This is a genomic window from Asticcacaulis currens (assembly GCF_028550395.1).
GTDB lineage: Bacteria > Pseudomonadota > Alphaproteobacteria > Caulobacterales > Caulobacteraceae > Asticcacaulis > Asticcacaulis currens.
Window position 1 is genome coordinate 23,340 of sequence record NZ_JAQQKW010000011.1, and the last position, 15,052, is coordinate 38,391.

Below are 15,052 nucleotides of genomic sequence, written 5' to 3' on the forward strand. Positions count from 1 at the left end.
TTCCGCAAAAACATCGCGACAAAACAAAAATTTAGAGCGAAATGGCGCTTCCACCTAAAGTCATTTCGCTCTAGAATTTCTTCGACAGGGTGATGAAGGTGGACTCGCCGTACTTGTCGCCCAGATCGCCCTTGTCGGTCGTGGTGAAGGTCAGGCTGGCCATAAATTTTGGCGTCACCGCATAGCTCACCCCGGCCAGATAGCTGGTGTAATCGACGCTGTGCCGGTTGTGACGGAAGCCATTGGCCACCTGAAACGACAGTTTGGGCGTGACCTTATAGTCGAGACCCAGGTCCGTGTAGGTCGCCGTCTTTGCCTTGCCGTAATTGTCGTCGGCATAGGCGAAGTTCAGCTTGCCGCTCAGCCTTTTCGTCAGCTTGCGCGTGGCGGTAAATTCGTACTCCATCCACTCATTATCAATGCCGGCTTTGGTGCCGTTATACTGCTTGTAGATAGCGCGGGCCACGATGTCATTGCCTGCCAGATTGGTCTTGTAACCGAGGATGGCCTGGGTCTGGTTATCGACGCCCGTGGTGCGGTCGCGCATCGACTTGTACAGGACACCGGCAAAGAACTTACCGTAAGCGGCCTGCCCACCCACAATGTATTGCGGGCGGCCCTCGGTCTGGCTGACGCCGCGATAGATGCCGTCGCTCAGCAGTTTGACCTCAGCGGAATATTTGATCCTTTCAGGCCTGGCGGCCGGGGCGGCCTGCGCGGCCTGAGACAGAGTTAGGGGAAGGGCCACAAGCAGGGCCGCCGACAAACGGATAGTGTTCGCAGACATGAGGGTCTCCGTTTGCGAAACCGCAAGGCAGTCTCGCATGAATTTGAGAAGAAAGGGTTTAGGGGAAAAATACCCGTGCCGGAGGCTCGAACCGATACACCGGCACGGGTCAGTCAGGATGGAACCACGTCGGGGGGACACGGCCGGGGGATGGCCGGAAGGTTCCATCCTTAAAAGGTTAGTCCGCGCTCTTTTCGCCCAGTTGCAGACCCGCCGGAGCCCCGTGGATGGCCATGACCGGTTCGGCCTCGACCACAGGCTTGCCACTCAGCGCCGCGCGGAAGGTGTGCATGTCGATCGACTTTTCCCAGCGGCTGACGACGACGGTGGCGACCGCATTGCCGATGAAGTTGGTGATCGAGCGGCATTCCGACATGAAGCGGTCCACGCCCAGAATGATGGCCATACCGGCGATGGGCACGCTCGGCACCACCGACAGGGTGGCGGCCAGGGTGATGAAGCCCGCGCCCGTCACCCCGGCTGCGCCCTTGGACGACAGCATGGCGACCGACAGAAGCAGCAGTTGCTGCTCAAGCGACAGGTGGGTGTTGGTGGCCTGAGCGATAAACAGGGCGGCCAGCGTCATGTAGATATTGGTGCCATCGAGGTTGAACGAATAGCCGGTCGGCACGACAAGGCCCACGACCGAACGCTTGCAGCCTGCGGCCTCCATCTTTTCCATCAGGCTCGGCAGGGCCGACTCCGACGACGAGGTGCCGAGCACCAGCAGCAGCTCCGCCTTCAGATAGCTGATCAGCCTGAAGATCGAGAAGCCGTTGGCCGCACAGACGGCGCCCAGAATGACGATCACGAACAGGGCCGAGGTGGCGTAGAAGGTGCCGACCAGTGCCGCCAGATTGATGATGGAGGCGATGCCGTACTTGCCGATGGTGAAGGCAAAGGCGCCAAAGGCCCCGATGGGCGCGGCCTTCATCAGGATCGACACCATTTTGAAGATACCGGCGCTGACCAGTTCGAGCAGGCTGACGAGCGGTTTGGCGCGCTCACCGACAAAGATCAGCGAGATGCCGAACAGGATGGCGATAAACAGCACCTGAAGGATGTTGCCTTCGACAAAGGCCGAGGTGAAGGTCGTCGGAATGATGTCCATCACGAAGCCGATCAGGGTCGTTTCGTGCGCCTTGGCGGCGTATTCCGTCACCTTCTCATTGTGCAGGGTGGCCGGGTCGATATTCATGCCGTGACCGGGCTGAACCACATTGGCGACGATCAGGCCGACGATCAGGGCCAGGGTCGAGAAGGTCAGGAAGTAGGCAAACGCCTTGCCCGTGACCGAGCCGACGCCTTTCAGCGAGCCCATACCGGCAATACCGGTGACGATGGTAAGGAAGATGACCGGGGAAATGATCATCTTGACCAGCTTGATAAAGCCGTCACCCAGCGGTTTCAGCGCCTCGCCGGTCTGCGGGTAAAAGTGCCCGATAGCCGCGCCCAAAGCGATGGCGACCAGCACCTGAAAATAGAGATGAGTGTAGAAAGGACGCTTGCGCGGCGCGGCCGCGGTCAGCGTGTCCGTTGGGGTATGCATCTGCATGGGTGTTCCTCGACCCTTTGGTGGTTTTTGTTAACGCACCATAATCCGGCACCACCCCTGTGCCCACACTTCGGCCTGTTTTCATTAATCCATTGAAATTTAAAAATTTATAGCAAAGACAGGCCCCTATTTTGTGTGGAATTTCACACATGTAACCCGGACATTGTGCGAAAATTCGCAAAGGCTTATAAGGGAGATATGCCCCCTGTACCGCGCCAGATTCGACGGCCTCTGCTGATCCTCGCCGGCCTCGCTTGCGTGGCCGGTCTGGGGCTGGTCCTGTGGGGCGTCTGTAGCCTGAGCTATACCAGCGCCCTGCGCAGCGTCTCCGAAGACGTCGAAACGCGGGCCCGCTTGCGCGCCGCCGTCCTGCAAAGCGAGATGGAGCGGCAGGCGACGGTGGCGCTGGTCCTCAGCGACGACAGCGACGTGACCGCCGCGCTGCTCGGCAACCGGCCCGCGCTCTATAGCGGTGTCTCGAAAAAGCTGGATCGACTGCGCACCCAGACGCGCAGTTCGGTCATCTATATCATTCAGGCCTCCGGCCAGACGGTGGCGGCCAGCAACTGGGCCCTGCCCGTCTCCTTCGTCGGCAGCAATTACAGCTTCCGGCCCTATTTCCGCGAAGCCATGACGAACGGCACGGCGACACAGTTCGCGCTGGGCACGGTCAGCCGCAAGCCCGGCCTGTTTTTTGCCCGCGCCGTCACCGCCTCCGGGCGCCGGCTGGGCGTGGTGGTGGTGAAGATGGAGTTCGACCCCATCGAGGCCACCTGGGGTGGGCTGGGTGAAGACACCTACGTCACCGGCCCCACGGGTGAGGTCTTCCTGACGGCGCACCCGGAGCGACGCTTCAAGCCCCTCCCCGCCCTGTCGGCGCGTCAGATCGACACGGTGATTGATCTGCCGGGCGTCGGCTGGAAGCTGCACGTCATCAGCAGCGATCAGGCGGCGCGCGATACGGCCATCGCCGCCACCCTGACCGCCGCTCTGGCCTTTGGCCTGCTGGGGACGCTGAGCGCCTGGCAATGGCGCAGACTGCGGCAAAGGCGGCTGTCGGCGGCGCGCGAAGCCGAATACCGCGAACGGCTGGAGCGCGATGTCGCCACCCGCACCGAGGCCCTGAGCGCCACCAATGACCGCCTGTCGAAGGAGATCCGCGAACGCCGCACCGCCCAGCGACGCCTCAGTCGCCTTCAGGCCGATCTGGTGCAGGCCAACAAGCTGGCCAGTCTGGGGCAGATCACCGCCGGTGTGGCCCACGAAATCAATCAGCCGGTCGCCACCATCCGCGTACTGGCCGAAACCGCCGCCAGCCAGACACCGTCAGCGCGCGGGGCGAAGGCGATCATTGCTGAAAACCTCAGCGCCATTATCCGCATGTGCGACCGCCTCGGTCACATCACCGGCGAATTGCGCACCTTTTCGCGCAAGGCCTCCAGCGAGGTTGAGCCCGTGCCGCTGAAAGAGGCGGTGGCCTCGTCCATCCTGCTCAATGAAAGCCGCCTGCGCGACCATCGCGTCAGCCTCCGTTGCGACCCCATCGACCCGCAATTGCGGGTCATGGCCAGCCGCGTGCGGCTGGAGCAGGTGCTGGTCAATCTGCTGCAAAACGCCTTCGAGGCGCTGGAAGGGGTGCCCGACGCGCAGGTGCGCCTCAGCCTCAGCGCCGACGGCGATCAGGTGCGCCTGCGCGTCGCCGATAACGGGCCGGGCCTGCCGCCGCAGGTACAGGCGCAGCTTTTCACCCCCTTCGTCACCACCAAGCCCAAGGGGCTGGGCCTCGGCCTCGTCATCGCTCACGACATTCTGCGCGATTTCGGCGGCGCGCTCAGCGCGGAAAGCTCTGAGACCGGTGCCACCTTCATTCTGACCCTGCGTAAAGCCTCATGACCCCGCACATGACCCCTGTGACCGCGCCCCTGATCCTGATTGACGACGATGCCGACCTGCTGGCGGCGCAAAGTCAGGCCCTGCGCCTCGACGGCTTTAGCGTGCAGGCCTTTGCCAGCGGGGCCGAGGCGCTCAAGGCCCTTGATGGGACCTTCCCCGGCGTGGTGATCACCGATGTGCGGATGCCGGTCATGGACGGCCTTGAGGTCTTTGCGCGTATCCGCGCTCTCGACCCTGACCTGCCGGTGATCCTGATGACCGGGCACGGCGATGTGCCGATGGCCGTGCAGGCGCTGAAGGACGGGGCCTATGACTTCCTGTCCAAGCCCTTTGCGCAGGACGATCTGCGTCAGAGCGTGCGCCGCGCCGTGCAGACGCGCGAACTGGTGCTGGAAAACCGCCGCCTGCGGCAGGCCCATGCCCAACTGGCCGATCAGGACAGCCGCTACCCCCTGCTGGGCGATTCCGCCGTCATGACCCATCTGAAAAGCGTGGTGGTGCGCGTCGCCGAGGCCGAGGTCGATACGCTGATCAGCGGCGATACCGGCGTGGGCAAGGACCGCGTGGCGCGCGCCCTGCACGCGCTCAGTGCCCGCAAGGGCCGGGCCTTTGTGCATATCGGCTGCGCGGCGCTGGACGAGGAGCGCTTTCAGAGCGAGCTGTTCGGCAGTGAACAGGGCCTGCGCCCCGGTGCCCCGCGCCTGATCGGACGCATCGAAAAGGCGCATAAGGGGACGCTGTTCCTCGATGAGGTCGAGGGGCTGACGCTCAGCCAGCAAGCGCGGCTGTTGCGCGTGCTGGAAACGCGCGAGGTGTGGCCGGAGGGGGCCGAAAGCCCACGGCAGGTCGATATCCGGGTCATTGCCGCCACGCGCATTGATCTGGTGCAGGCCGTGCGCGACGGGCGGTTTCGCGCCGACCTCTATTACCGGCTGAGCGGCGTGACCCTGCGCGTGCCGCCGCTCAGCGAACGGCGCGAGGATATTCCGCTGCTGTTTCAGCACTTCCTGCTGGCGGCGGCGGCGCGTCTGGGTCGCCCGGCCCCGCGCCTCAGCCTTCAGGCCCAGAGCCATCTGCGCCAGCACGACTGGCCCGGCAATGTGCGTGAACTGGAGCAATATGCCGAACGCTATGCGCTGGGCATAGACGACAGTCTGCCGGGTGCGGAAAACGATGCGCCGGGTCTGGCCGAACAGGTGGCGCGCTACGAAGAGGCCCTGCTGCGCGAAACCCTGGAGCGCCACGAAGGACAGGTGCGCAGCGTGATGGAGGTGCTGAAACTGCCGCGCAAGACCTTCTATGACAAGGTCAATCGTTACGGCATCGACCTGAATGTCTATCGGGGACGTTAGGCTAAAACCACGGATTTCACAGATTACACAGATCAAAGCGCGGTCATGCGGCGTGGTCTGGACGACCTCGGGCAACTCATCTGTGTAATCTGTGAAATCTGTGGTTACCTCTATCAGGGTACACAGAAAGGGCGAGGTGTACCCCGCCCTTTCGCGTTTGACTGTAAGGCCGCCTACGCGCCCTTTTTCAGGCGGCTGTGCCACTTGCCGTAGGAGAAATAGACGACCAGCCCAATCGCCATCCAGATCAGGGTAAAGAGCTGGCTCTGGATCGGCAGGCTGTAGAAGATGAAGGCGCAGCCCGCGATCGCCGCAAGGCCGACCAGCAGGTAGGCCGGGGTTTTGAAGGTGCGCGGCAGGTCCGGGAAGCGGCGGCGCAGGATGATCATCGACAGGGCCACGGCGATAAAGGCGATCAGAGTCCCGGCGTTCGACAGGGCAGCGATTTCTTTCAGCGGCACAAAACCGGCGAAGATGGCCACGAAGATGCCGGTGATCAGGGTGATCAGGGCCGGCGAGCCCTTCTTGTTGACCTTGGCCACCGCCTGCGGCAGCAGGCCGTCGCGCGCCATGACGAAGAAGATGCGGCTCTGACCGTACATCATGACCAGAATGACCGACGGCAGGGCGACAATGGCGGCGAGGCCGACCAGACCGGCCACCACCGGATAACCGATCTCACGCAGAATATGCGGCAAAGGCTCGGCACTGTTGGCGATTTCCTGAAACGGCGCGACGCCGACGGCCACACCGGCGACCAGCATGTAGATCAGGGTCGAAACGGCCATGGAGCCGAGGATGCCGATGGTCAGGTCGCGGCCCGGCTTCTTGGCCTCCTCGGCCGAGGTCGAGACGGCGTCGAAGCCGAAGAAGGCGAAGAAGACGATGGCGGCGGCGGCCATGATGCCGACCTTTTCGCCGCCGATCTGCTGACCGATAAAGCCATAGGGGGCGAACGGATCGTAGTTCCCGGCCTGAATGGCGGGCAGGCCGAGGACGATAAAGGCCCCCAGCGCGACGATTTTGATGATAACCAAGAGGATGTTCAGCGTGGCGCTTTCACGCGCGCCGATCATCAACAGGCCCATCACCGCCAGCGACACCAGCACCGCCGGCAGGTTGACGAGGCCGCCCGCGTGCGGCGCATTGAGCAGGAAGGCCGGCAATTGCAGGCCCATCCCCTCATTCAGCCAGCCGACAAGGTGCGCCGACCAGCCGACCGCCACGCTGGAACAGGCCAGCGAATATTCGAGGATCAGCGCCCAGCCGACGACCCAGCCCGCCACCTCACCGATGGCCGAATAGGTATAGGTATAGGCCGAACCGGCGGCGGGGATCAGGGTAGACATTTCGGTGTAGCACAGCGCCGCGCAGGCGCAGACCAGACCGCAAAGGGCAAAGGAGACCAGCACCCCCGGCCCGGCCAGCCCCGCCCCCACCCCGGTCAGGGTGTAGATGCCAGTGCCGATAATGCCGCCGATACCCAGCGCCATCAGATGCGGCCAGCTCAGCGTCTTGGCCAGCGCCTTGCCGTCTTCTTCCGCCCGATGCAGCGGTTTTAGCGGTCCAAACAGTCCCATGAAAAGTCCCTTAAACAAGACGCCGCGGCGTCGATCCCCGTTTCGTATACGATTTGTGTCGCTTTTATTGCGCCTGTCAACCATCCAACTGTCAACTGCCCATTTGACGGTCGCGCGCCACTCGTATCAAACGCAACTTTTACGCCTTGCGCAAGCGGGCTTGCACGCGAAGAGGCGTGTTTTGAGGCCGGATCACCACATCTTCGCCCTCGACGACCGCTTTTTTGCCGTTCACCGTGACCGAGGCCAGCCGCATCTCTTTCGGCGCCCGCAGGCGCAGACGCACCTCTGAGGGCCGGGTCGCGCCGCCAAGGCGAACCTCGCCGTTGAGCATAAGACCCTGTCTTTGCAGGTGCAGATCGACCGGCCCCCAGCGCGTCGGCGCGCCGGTGATGGCGATGGGCTGTTCGGAGGCGAGCCATTGACGCGGAACGGCGCGGCCCAGCCACAGGGTGTCTGCGTCCGAGGCCTCAAACACCAGCGCCCAGCGCACCAGCTTGGGGATGGTCAGTTGCGCCGGGATGCAGAACAGCGGCAGGCCGCCGGTGATGCCCGTAACCTCCCCCGCCACCCAAGTGCCCGGCGTATGCGAATGGTAGCGGTGCGAGTGCAGGAACAGCAGGTATTCCTCGATGCGGTCCGAGCGCAGCAACTGCTGGGCATAGCCGTAGGAGATAAAGCCCAACTGGTCGCGGCTGTCGTCGCTGGGCGGGCCGAAATTGGCCAGTACGCCGATGGCCGTGCCGCCATGCCCGCGCACGGCGTCGATGACCGTCTGCGCCAGATCGTCGGGCAGGACGTCGGCGTGCAGCAGTTCGGCATAGGCGCGGTGCGCCCAGCCCTGTTCATTACCCGTCTGGGTGCGGGCGGATTCGATCATGGCCTGACGATGGGTCCGTGTGGCCCCCGGCAGGATGGCCACATAGGGCGGTGTCAGGTCGTGGCGGATATTGGCGCGCAGGGTCTTGACCAGTTGCGCCTGAAGCGTGTCGGCGCGCCTCTTCCAGTCGGCGGCCAATCCTGCCCGCTCCGTCGCAATGATGGCCCAGACGGCCGCGATGTCGCGCCAGCCGCGCACGGCAAAGGCCGAATTGTTCCAGTAGGGTTTCCACCACACCGAAGGGTCCGGATGCAGGCAGGCGTCGGACTCGCTCCAGCCGTCGAGCAGGCCGAAACCGGCGTCCCCGACGGGCTTTTTCAGCGCCACGTCGTGCAGTTCGGTGAGGATGGCCGCCGTGTTTTCGATCTTGCCGGCAAAGCGTTTCAGCGTCGCCGTATCGCCCGTATAGCGCAGATAGCGCGCCAGCAGGCTGAGCGTCAGGCCGAACTGCGCCACCTCCGGCCCGCGCATATTGATCTGCCCGTCGGCGAAGACGAAGTCCTCGAAATAGTTGATCAGGACGGCCCTGGCCTGATCGAAGCGCCCCCACTCCAGATTGGCGTAGAGCGATGAGGTGAAGGTGTCCTGAAACCCGTCATATTCCGAACCGAAATAGTCGCGATCGACCACGCCATATTTGGGATAGACGCCTTGCGGGCGCACCATCAGCTCCTTGGCAAAGGCGTGGCTGACCATGTCCGACAGGGCGGTATCGGGGATACTTAGCTTCGCCTGATCCTTCAGGCGCGCCTGCCAGTCACCGGCAAAGGTCAGGAGCCCCTCGTAAAAGGCCTCGGCGGTCGGCTCGACGCGGCGCGGCGGGAACGGGGCGTAGGAATGGCCGAACGCCGTCTTTACCGGCTTTCCGTGGTCGTACTGGATGGTGCGATGCCAGGTCTGCACCACCAGTTTGTCGGTCGCCGTCACATCGGCAAAGACCAGCAGGTCGTAGTGTCGCGTCGGCGAGATTTCGATGATCTTGTGAACCGCGGGCAGCCAGCCGCCCAGCAGCCCCTCCCAGCGGCGGGAGACCTTATCGTCACCGCTCAGTTCGGGAAAGACGTGCTCTGGACGAAAGGTCCGGGTGCGCCCGTTGGGAAAGACGGGCATGGTATCGCCTTGCTGCGTCGTGCCGACAAAGGTCGTCCACGGCATCCGCCACCACAGCGACTCACGAGTGAAGTTCCAGCCGGCCGGCGGGGCCGCGCGGCGCACCTCATCCGGGTCCGGATCGTCGCCGTGCGCCAGCAGCTTGTCGGCCAGCAGATCAGCATCGGCCTGACAGATATCTTTGAGCGCCAGCCCCAGATAGGCGGGCGTGATGTCGTCGAACACCGCCTCCGGGCGCTTCGACAGGGAAAAGGCACCCTTGTCACAGGTGAAGACGATCGGGCCGTCGCGACGCGTCTGATCCTCATGCGCGGTCCATGACGTGCCATGAGCGGTGAACTGCGCCAATGGGGTCAGGCCGTCGGTTTTTACCGTGCTCAGGGCCTCCAGGGCGGGCAACAGGGGCGCAGCCGACGCCGAAGCGGCGCCCAGGCCCGCCGTCCCGGCGAGCGATCCCTGCAAAAAGGCGCGACGATGAAATCCGGGGGTCATGGACGTCTCCCGAGCGCTTTCAGAAACACGCTCTGACAAAAAAATGGCGGCAAACCGTCAGGGACAGAGGTTTGCCGCCCAGGGGGGATATCCCCGGCGCGGGAGGAATGACGCCGGAAGGGAGGAGAGTGAGAAACGCTTACGCTACTACCGATACCGCCGGTGTCATTTGTGAAACGACACCGGCCGAGTGGGCTCAGAACTTCGCCGAGAGGCCGACGAACAACATCCGACCCAATGGATCATAGGTACTGGGGAAGGTGTTGCCGTTACCGTTTTCGACCAGCAGACCGCTCATGATGGCCGGCGGGTCTTTGTCGAACAGGTTGTTGATACCGGCGCGCAGCACCAACCCGTGCGGCAGGTCCTTGGTCACGGCAAGATCGAAATAATCATAGTTGCCGATGCGAGCATTTATCGTCGATTTGGTGCCGGTCAGATACTGATCATTGGTATTGGTGGCGAGTTCCGTGCCACCAAAATGACGCCAGTTGAGCGAGACGCTGGTCGGTACATAGAAGCGATCCGCCCACGGCACCGTCCAGGTGGCGCGCAGATTATGACGCCACTTCGGAGACGGCTGACCGCAGGTGCCACCGTACAGACCCTTGCAGTCATAAGACCCCAGACCCGGCAGCACCTCGGTTTCCAAGGCATTGAGCAGAGTGCCGACAAAGCCAAAGTTCACATCACCGTAGCCGGTTGCCAGACGATAGTTGGCCGTAATGTCGATTCCCTTGGTTTCTAGATAACCAGTGTTAACATTAGTGGAAATTACATAACCGCCCTTCTTGTCGGAACCGTAAAGCGCACCAGTGATGGGATCACGATGGATCAGGCCGCAATAGAAGGCGCTACCGGTTTCGATACATTGAGATACGGCCGTCTGAGCCGGAACCGACCCAATATAGTCCTCAATCCGGATCTTGTAATAATCGACGCTGAGCACAAGATTGGACACGAAGCGCGGTGTCAGAACGAATCCAAAGGTGGTCGTCTTGGCCCTTTCGGGGCTCAGATCGGGATTGCCGCCACCCAGTGCTGTACCCACATCGGCAGGTGTATCGGGAATAGTGCTGCGCTTGATGGGGGGCGTTGTCGTTCCATACTGCGCAGCCGTTACGCCTGTACGCTGACACTGTTCCAGACTGGCGACGCGATTGTTTTCCGAACAGGGATCAATCAGGGCCACATTGCCCACGCCCTGAGCCGCGAACAGCTCGGTAATATTGGCCGCTCGCATGGCTTGGTTATAGCTGGCGCGCAGGAGAATATCGGTCGTGGGTGCGTAACGAACCTCGAACTTGGAGGTTTCGGTCTTCTTTTCCGACCCGACGGAGGTAGAGGAGGATGTATTATAAGTCGATTTGCGGTAACCAAGAGCTAGGTTCAGCGAGTGGATCAGCGGCTTGTCCGCTACCACCGGTATATCGAATTCTGTGAACCATTCATCCACCGATACCTTGCCATCAGCATTGGTGGCGTAAGAAAGCTGAGTTTCGTCCAGCTTTACATCAAGCGTTTCCGTGCGGTGTTCAAGACCAGCCACCACGGCCACGCCGTCATTGGCCCAAGGCGACTTGACACCATACTGGCCGAGATCGCCGCTGACATAAGCGTTATAGACGTCAATCGTCTGTTCGTTACGGGTAAAAGTCGGGGCATAGATAAAGGCATAGCCTTCGGATGAAGGGCCCTTGGCGCTGAACACGTCAATGGGCTTACAGTTGTTGGAACTGTCCTTACACACGACCTGTCCATTGACCAGAACCGCCTGAAGCGCCTGCGCCGCCTTATCCTGATTGATGTCGTTCTGATAGTTGAACTGACCTACGGTTATCGCGTGCATATAGTTGGCATCGTAGCGCCAGCCATCGATAATTTCGCCTTTCAGACCCGCCGTAAAGCGATAGTTGGTATGGCGCATGTCATTGCGGCGTGGCTCACCGGTGGCGGCCCGGAACGATACCCAGCTTTTTACAGTGGTGCTGCTGCCTGCTGCCGACCCACAGAGCATAGAAGCCTGCGACGTACTGAGGAACGGGTTATTACAATTGATGTCAAACGCCCGGCCCGACCAGATGGCCGACGGCGCGACCTGACTGATCGAATGATCATCCATGAACATGAAGCTGCCATAGGCTTCAGCGTGGGGATTGAAGGTATAGTTAAGGAACCCACCGGCCTGATAGCGTTCAGAATTACGCAACGTATAATTATCTGGGGCGTAATTATAGGCGAAGCTGGAATCGTTGGGCACCCATGTCTTCGAGCCATCCTTGGCATTGGCCCAGTTCTGGTTCTTGTTAACCCCGGCAAGATCGTCCAGAGGGCGGAACCAGCCGTAGGCATGGTTGCCCGAGCCGCCGCAAGCGAAAGATGACCCCTTGTCGTCGGCGAAGTTCAGCGCGCAGTTCGAATAGTCCCGCGCGTCCTGCCGCACAGCTTCCATCTTGCGATAGCCGAAATAACCGAGGATGTTGCCTTTGCCCTCGTTGATGCGGCCGCCAGCGGCGATATTGAAGTCGTACTTCTTGCCATCCCAGACATTTTTATCGGCCAGCTTAAAGCCTCGGGCCGCCTGAATGCCGCGCAAATAGTCGTTATCGTTTTTGTGGTTATAAATGCTGTACTGAGCATCGACGATGACGCCGTCCAGACGCTTTTTCATAATGAAGTTGACGACGCCCGACATGGCATCCGAGCCATAAACCGATGAGGCCCCACCGGTCAGCACATCGGTGCGCTCAACCAGAACCGACGGCACAAAGTTGAGATCCACACCGAGAGATGGCAGGAAGCGCTGACCGTCGATCAGGACCAGCGCGCGGTTGCCACCGAGGCTGCGCAGGTTGACGCCCGCCGTACCGTCGGAATTGTTCGACTGGTTTTCGTTATTCCCGGCCTCGATCTGCGGCAGCTTGGCAAGATAGCTGTCCACGCCTGTTGAGCCCTGAAGCTTCACTTCGGCGGCATCGACCGTGGTGATGGGCGACGCGCTCTTGAGGTTCGGACGGCGGATGCGGGTACCGGTGACCACCACCTCCTCGACGGCCGGACTGGCACCGTCCGCCTGCGCCATGGCGGGGGCCGCCACCCAGCCGCTAAAGATGGCGGAGGCCGCCACGCTGCTCATAATTAACGACCGCGTCGTAAGCTTTTTCATGCTGATCCCCTTGACTGGCCGGACAGCGCGGTTCAGCCACGCCATTCGGAAACAATTCTGACATATGCAAAGCTAAACATCGTTCTGCGAAGGCGTCAAATATATTTTATACGATTTAGTCACATAAAGTATACAATACGCACGCACAGGCTTTTTTCACTGCCCCCTTGCCTTTACGTTGCAGGAGTTCGCCATGTCCCACGATGCTTCGCTTGCCCGGTATAACCGCCCGGATCGCACCGTGTTCGCGCAGCATATCCGCCCGGCGTGCAAGCCGGCGGTGCTCGAAGGCGTGGTGGCGGACTGGCCCGCCGTGCAGTTGGGCCGGACGTCGGATGAGGCGCTGGCCGACTATCTGCTAAGCCACGACAGCGGAGCCCAGGCGGGGGTCTATGTGGCACCCCCGCAGGCCAGGGGCACGTTTTTCTACGGCTTCGACACCCACGTCTCCAATTTCAGCCACGGCCCGGCGACCGTGCCGGAGGTGCTGGAACGCTTGCTGGGCGAACGCGACAAGGCCGACCCTCTGGCCATCAGCCTGCAATCGACGCCCATCGCGTCGCAGATGCCGGGCTTTGCCGCCGAGAACCGCCTTGACCTGCTGCCCGATGTCGCCCCGCGCATCTGGATCGGCAATGCAGTGGTGACACGCACCCATTACGATCTGAACGACAATATCGCCTGCGTCGTGGCCGGGCGGCGACGCTTCAGCCTGTTCCCGCCGGAGCAACTCCCCAACCTCTATCCCGGACCCTATGAACGCACCATCGGCGGCGTGCCGGTCAGCATGGTCGATATCGACCGCCCGGACCTCAGCCGCTACCCGCGCTATGCCAAGGCGCAGGCCGTGCGTGTCGATATCGAGCTTGAGGCCGGGGACGCCCTCTATATCCCCTACGGCTGGTGGCATCAGGTGCGCTCGCTGTCGCCGTTCAACGTGCTGGTCAACTACTGGTGGGAGGCCGCACCTGTGCCTGACGCCGCGCCGTCTGAGGCCTTTTTGCACGCCCTGCTGGCCATACGCGACCTGCCTGAGCCCGAACGCAGCGTGTGGCGTAACCTGTTCGCCCACTATGTGTTCGGTGAGAATGGCGACCCGGTGGCGCACCTCACCCCGCGCGACAAAGGCCTGTACGGCCCGCTGGATGCCCCCATGCGTCGCAGGTTGAAACGCCAGATTGTGAAAGCGCTGCAAGATTAAGATGTCACCACGGATAAACTAAACCGTCAGCGCCACGATATCCGCATAGAGCTGAGCGGGGATGCTCACCCTCCCCGTGGCCGCCGTGCGCGCGCGGGCCTCGTAGCGGCGTTGCGACGGCAGGCGCGCCCCCTGCCCCACTATGGCGTCAAACAGCGCCTCGGCCCGGCCCGCATGGTGGGCGTAAGCCCCGCCCATAAAGGTCTCGGGGTCGATGGCCAGCAGCAGCTCGCCGTGATAGGGCGTCGCCCCCTGCCCCGCATCGTAGGCGTAGGATTCCAGACTGAGGAAATCCCCGATCAGCGGCCCGGCCATCAGCTCGATCATGGCCGACAGGGCCGAGCCCTTATGCCCGCCAAAGGTCAGCATGGCCCCGGACATAGCCGCTTCGGCGTCGGTCGTGGGCTGGCCGTCGCTATCGAGCGCCCAGCCTTCGGGGATAGGCTTGCCCGCCCGGCGGTGCAGTTCAATCTCACCGCGCGCCGCGGCACTGGTGGCAAAGTCAAACACAAACGGCTCACCTTCCGGACGCGGCCAGGCAAAGGCCAGCGGATTGGTGCCGAACACGCCCTTTGTGCCGCCATGCGGCGCGACCCAGGCGTGGCTGGGCGTCATGGCCAGTCCTACCAGACCTTGGGCGGCAATGGCTTCGACCTCCGGCCACAGGGCCGAAAAGTGGTAGCAGTGCGTGATGGCCAGCGCGGCAATCCCCTGCGTGCGCGCCTTGTGCGCCAGAAGCGGCAGGCCGCGCGCCAGAGCCAGCAGCGAATAGGCTCCCTGCGCGTCCGCCCGCACCAGCCCCGGTGCCGCGTCGCTGATCAGCGGTTCGGCATTCGACACCTTGCCCGCCCGGCGCGTCGCCACGCACACCAGCAGGCGGTATAGGCCGTGCGAATGGCATTCGTCGCGCTGCCCGGCCAGAATGGTGGCGGTGATCGCCTCGGCATGGGCTTCGGAAAAGCCGTTACCGATCAGGGTGCGCAGACTAAGCGCACGGGCGTCGTCGAGGGTCAGGCTTACGGTCTCGGTCATCTTG

Annotated in this window: 9 protein-coding genes; 3 read left to right on the forward strand and 6 right to left on the reverse strand. The window is 62.4% G+C overall.

What is annotated here, in order from left to right; genetic code table 11:
• Positions 1-70: 70 nt before the first annotated feature.
• Entirely contained in the window at positions 71-787 is a 717-nt protein-coding gene (locus PQU94_RS15600; protein WP_272742362.1) for a TorF family putative porin, read from the reverse strand.
• A 178-nt stretch (positions 788-965) separates the two neighbouring features.
• On the reverse strand, positions 966-2,342 hold the full coding sequence (locus PQU94_RS15605) for a dicarboxylate/amino acid:cation symporter (RefSeq protein WP_272742363.1): 1,377 nt from the start codon (positions 2,340-2,342) through the stop codon (positions 966-968).
• Between the two features lie 198 nt (positions 2,343-2,540).
• Here PQU94_RS15605 and PQU94_RS15610 point away from each other — a divergent pair, with 198 nt between their 5' ends.
• Together PQU94_RS15610 and PQU94_RS15615 are read left to right on the forward strand one after the other, a co-directional pair.
• Positions 2,541-4,235: a sensor histidine kinase gene (locus tag PQU94_RS15610; protein ID WP_272742364.1), complete on the forward strand. Its 1,695-nt coding sequence runs from the start codon at positions 2,541-2,543 to the stop codon at positions 4,233-4,235.
• An 8-nt stretch (positions 4,236-4,243) separates the two neighbouring features.
• Positions 4,244-5,587 carry a sigma-54-dependent transcriptional regulator gene (locus PQU94_RS15615; RefSeq protein ID WP_272742365.1) on the forward strand — a complete coding sequence of 448 codons (1,344 nt, stop codon included), beginning with the start codon at positions 4,244-4,246 and terminating at the stop codon, positions 5,585-5,587.
• 173 nt (positions 5,588-5,760) lie between these two features.
• Here the strand turns inward: PQU94_RS15615 and PQU94_RS15620 are convergent, their stop codons facing one another.
• The 3 genes from PQU94_RS15620 to PQU94_RS15630 all read right to left on the reverse strand — a co-directional run bounded on the left by PQU94_RS15620 (position 5,761) and on the right by PQU94_RS15630 (position 12,815).
• On the reverse strand, positions 5,761-7,167 hold the full coding sequence (locus PQU94_RS15620; RefSeq protein ID WP_126423267.1) for an amino acid permease: 1,407 nt from the start codon (positions 7,165-7,167) through the stop codon (positions 5,761-5,763).
• A 139-nt stretch (positions 7,168-7,306) separates the two neighbouring features.
• On the reverse strand, positions 7,307-9,649 hold the full coding sequence (locus PQU94_RS15625) for a glucosidase family protein (RefSeq protein WP_272742366.1): 2,343 nt from the start codon (positions 9,647-9,649) through the stop codon (positions 7,307-7,309).
• 196 nt (positions 9,650-9,845) lie between these two features.
• A complete protein-coding gene (locus PQU94_RS15630; RefSeq protein WP_272742367.1) occupies positions 9,846-12,815 on the reverse strand; it encodes a TonB-dependent receptor plug domain-containing protein in 2,970 nt (989 codons plus the stop codon).
• 193 nt (positions 12,816-13,008) lie between these two features.
• Here PQU94_RS15630 and PQU94_RS15635 point away from each other — a divergent pair, with 193 nt between their 5' ends.
• Entirely contained in the window at positions 13,009-14,016 is a 1,008-nt protein-coding gene (locus PQU94_RS15635) for a cupin-like domain-containing protein (protein ID WP_272742368.1), read from the forward strand.
• Between the two features lie 18 nt (positions 14,017-14,034).
• Here PQU94_RS15635 and PQU94_RS15640 read toward each other — a convergent pair whose 3' ends face one another.
• Complete coding sequence (locus PQU94_RS15640) at positions 14,035-15,048, reverse strand: Ldh family oxidoreductase (RefSeq protein WP_272742369.1); 1,014 nt, start codon at positions 15,046-15,048, stop codon at positions 14,035-14,037.
• Positions 15,049-15,052: the final 4 nt, after the last annotated feature.

Coding starts and splice junctions, on each gene's coding strand:
- PQU94_RS15600 (WP_272742362.1), bottom strand. CDS start 787: ATGTCTGCGAACACTATCCGTTTGTCGGCGGCCCTGCTTGTGGCCCTT.
- PQU94_RS15605 (WP_272742363.1), bottom strand. CDS start 2,342: ATGCAGATGCATACCCCAACGGACACGCTGACCGCGGCCGCGCCGCGC.
- PQU94_RS15610 (WP_272742364.1), top strand. CDS start 2,541: ATGCCCCCTGTACCGCGCCAGATTCGACGGCCTCTGCTGATCCTCGCC.
- PQU94_RS15615 (WP_272742365.1), top strand. CDS start 4,244: ATGACCCCTGTGACCGCGCCCCTGATCCTGATTGACGACGATGCCGAC.
- PQU94_RS15620 (WP_126423267.1), bottom strand. CDS start 7,167: ATGGGACTGTTTGGACCGCTAAAACCGCTGCATCGGGCGGAAGAAGAC.
- PQU94_RS15625 (WP_272742366.1), bottom strand. CDS start 9,649: ATGACCCCCGGATTTCATCGTCGCGCCTTTTTGCAGGGATCGCTCGCC.
- PQU94_RS15630 (WP_272742367.1), bottom strand. CDS start 12,815: ATGAAAAAGCTTACGACGCGGTCGTTAATTATGAGCAGCGTGGCGGCC.
- PQU94_RS15635 (WP_272742368.1), top strand. CDS start 13,009: ATGTCCCACGATGCTTCGCTTGCCCGGTATAACCGCCCGGATCGCACC.
- PQU94_RS15640 (WP_272742369.1), bottom strand. CDS start 15,048: ATGACCGAGACCGTAAGCCTGACCCTCGACGACGCCCGTGCGCTTAGT.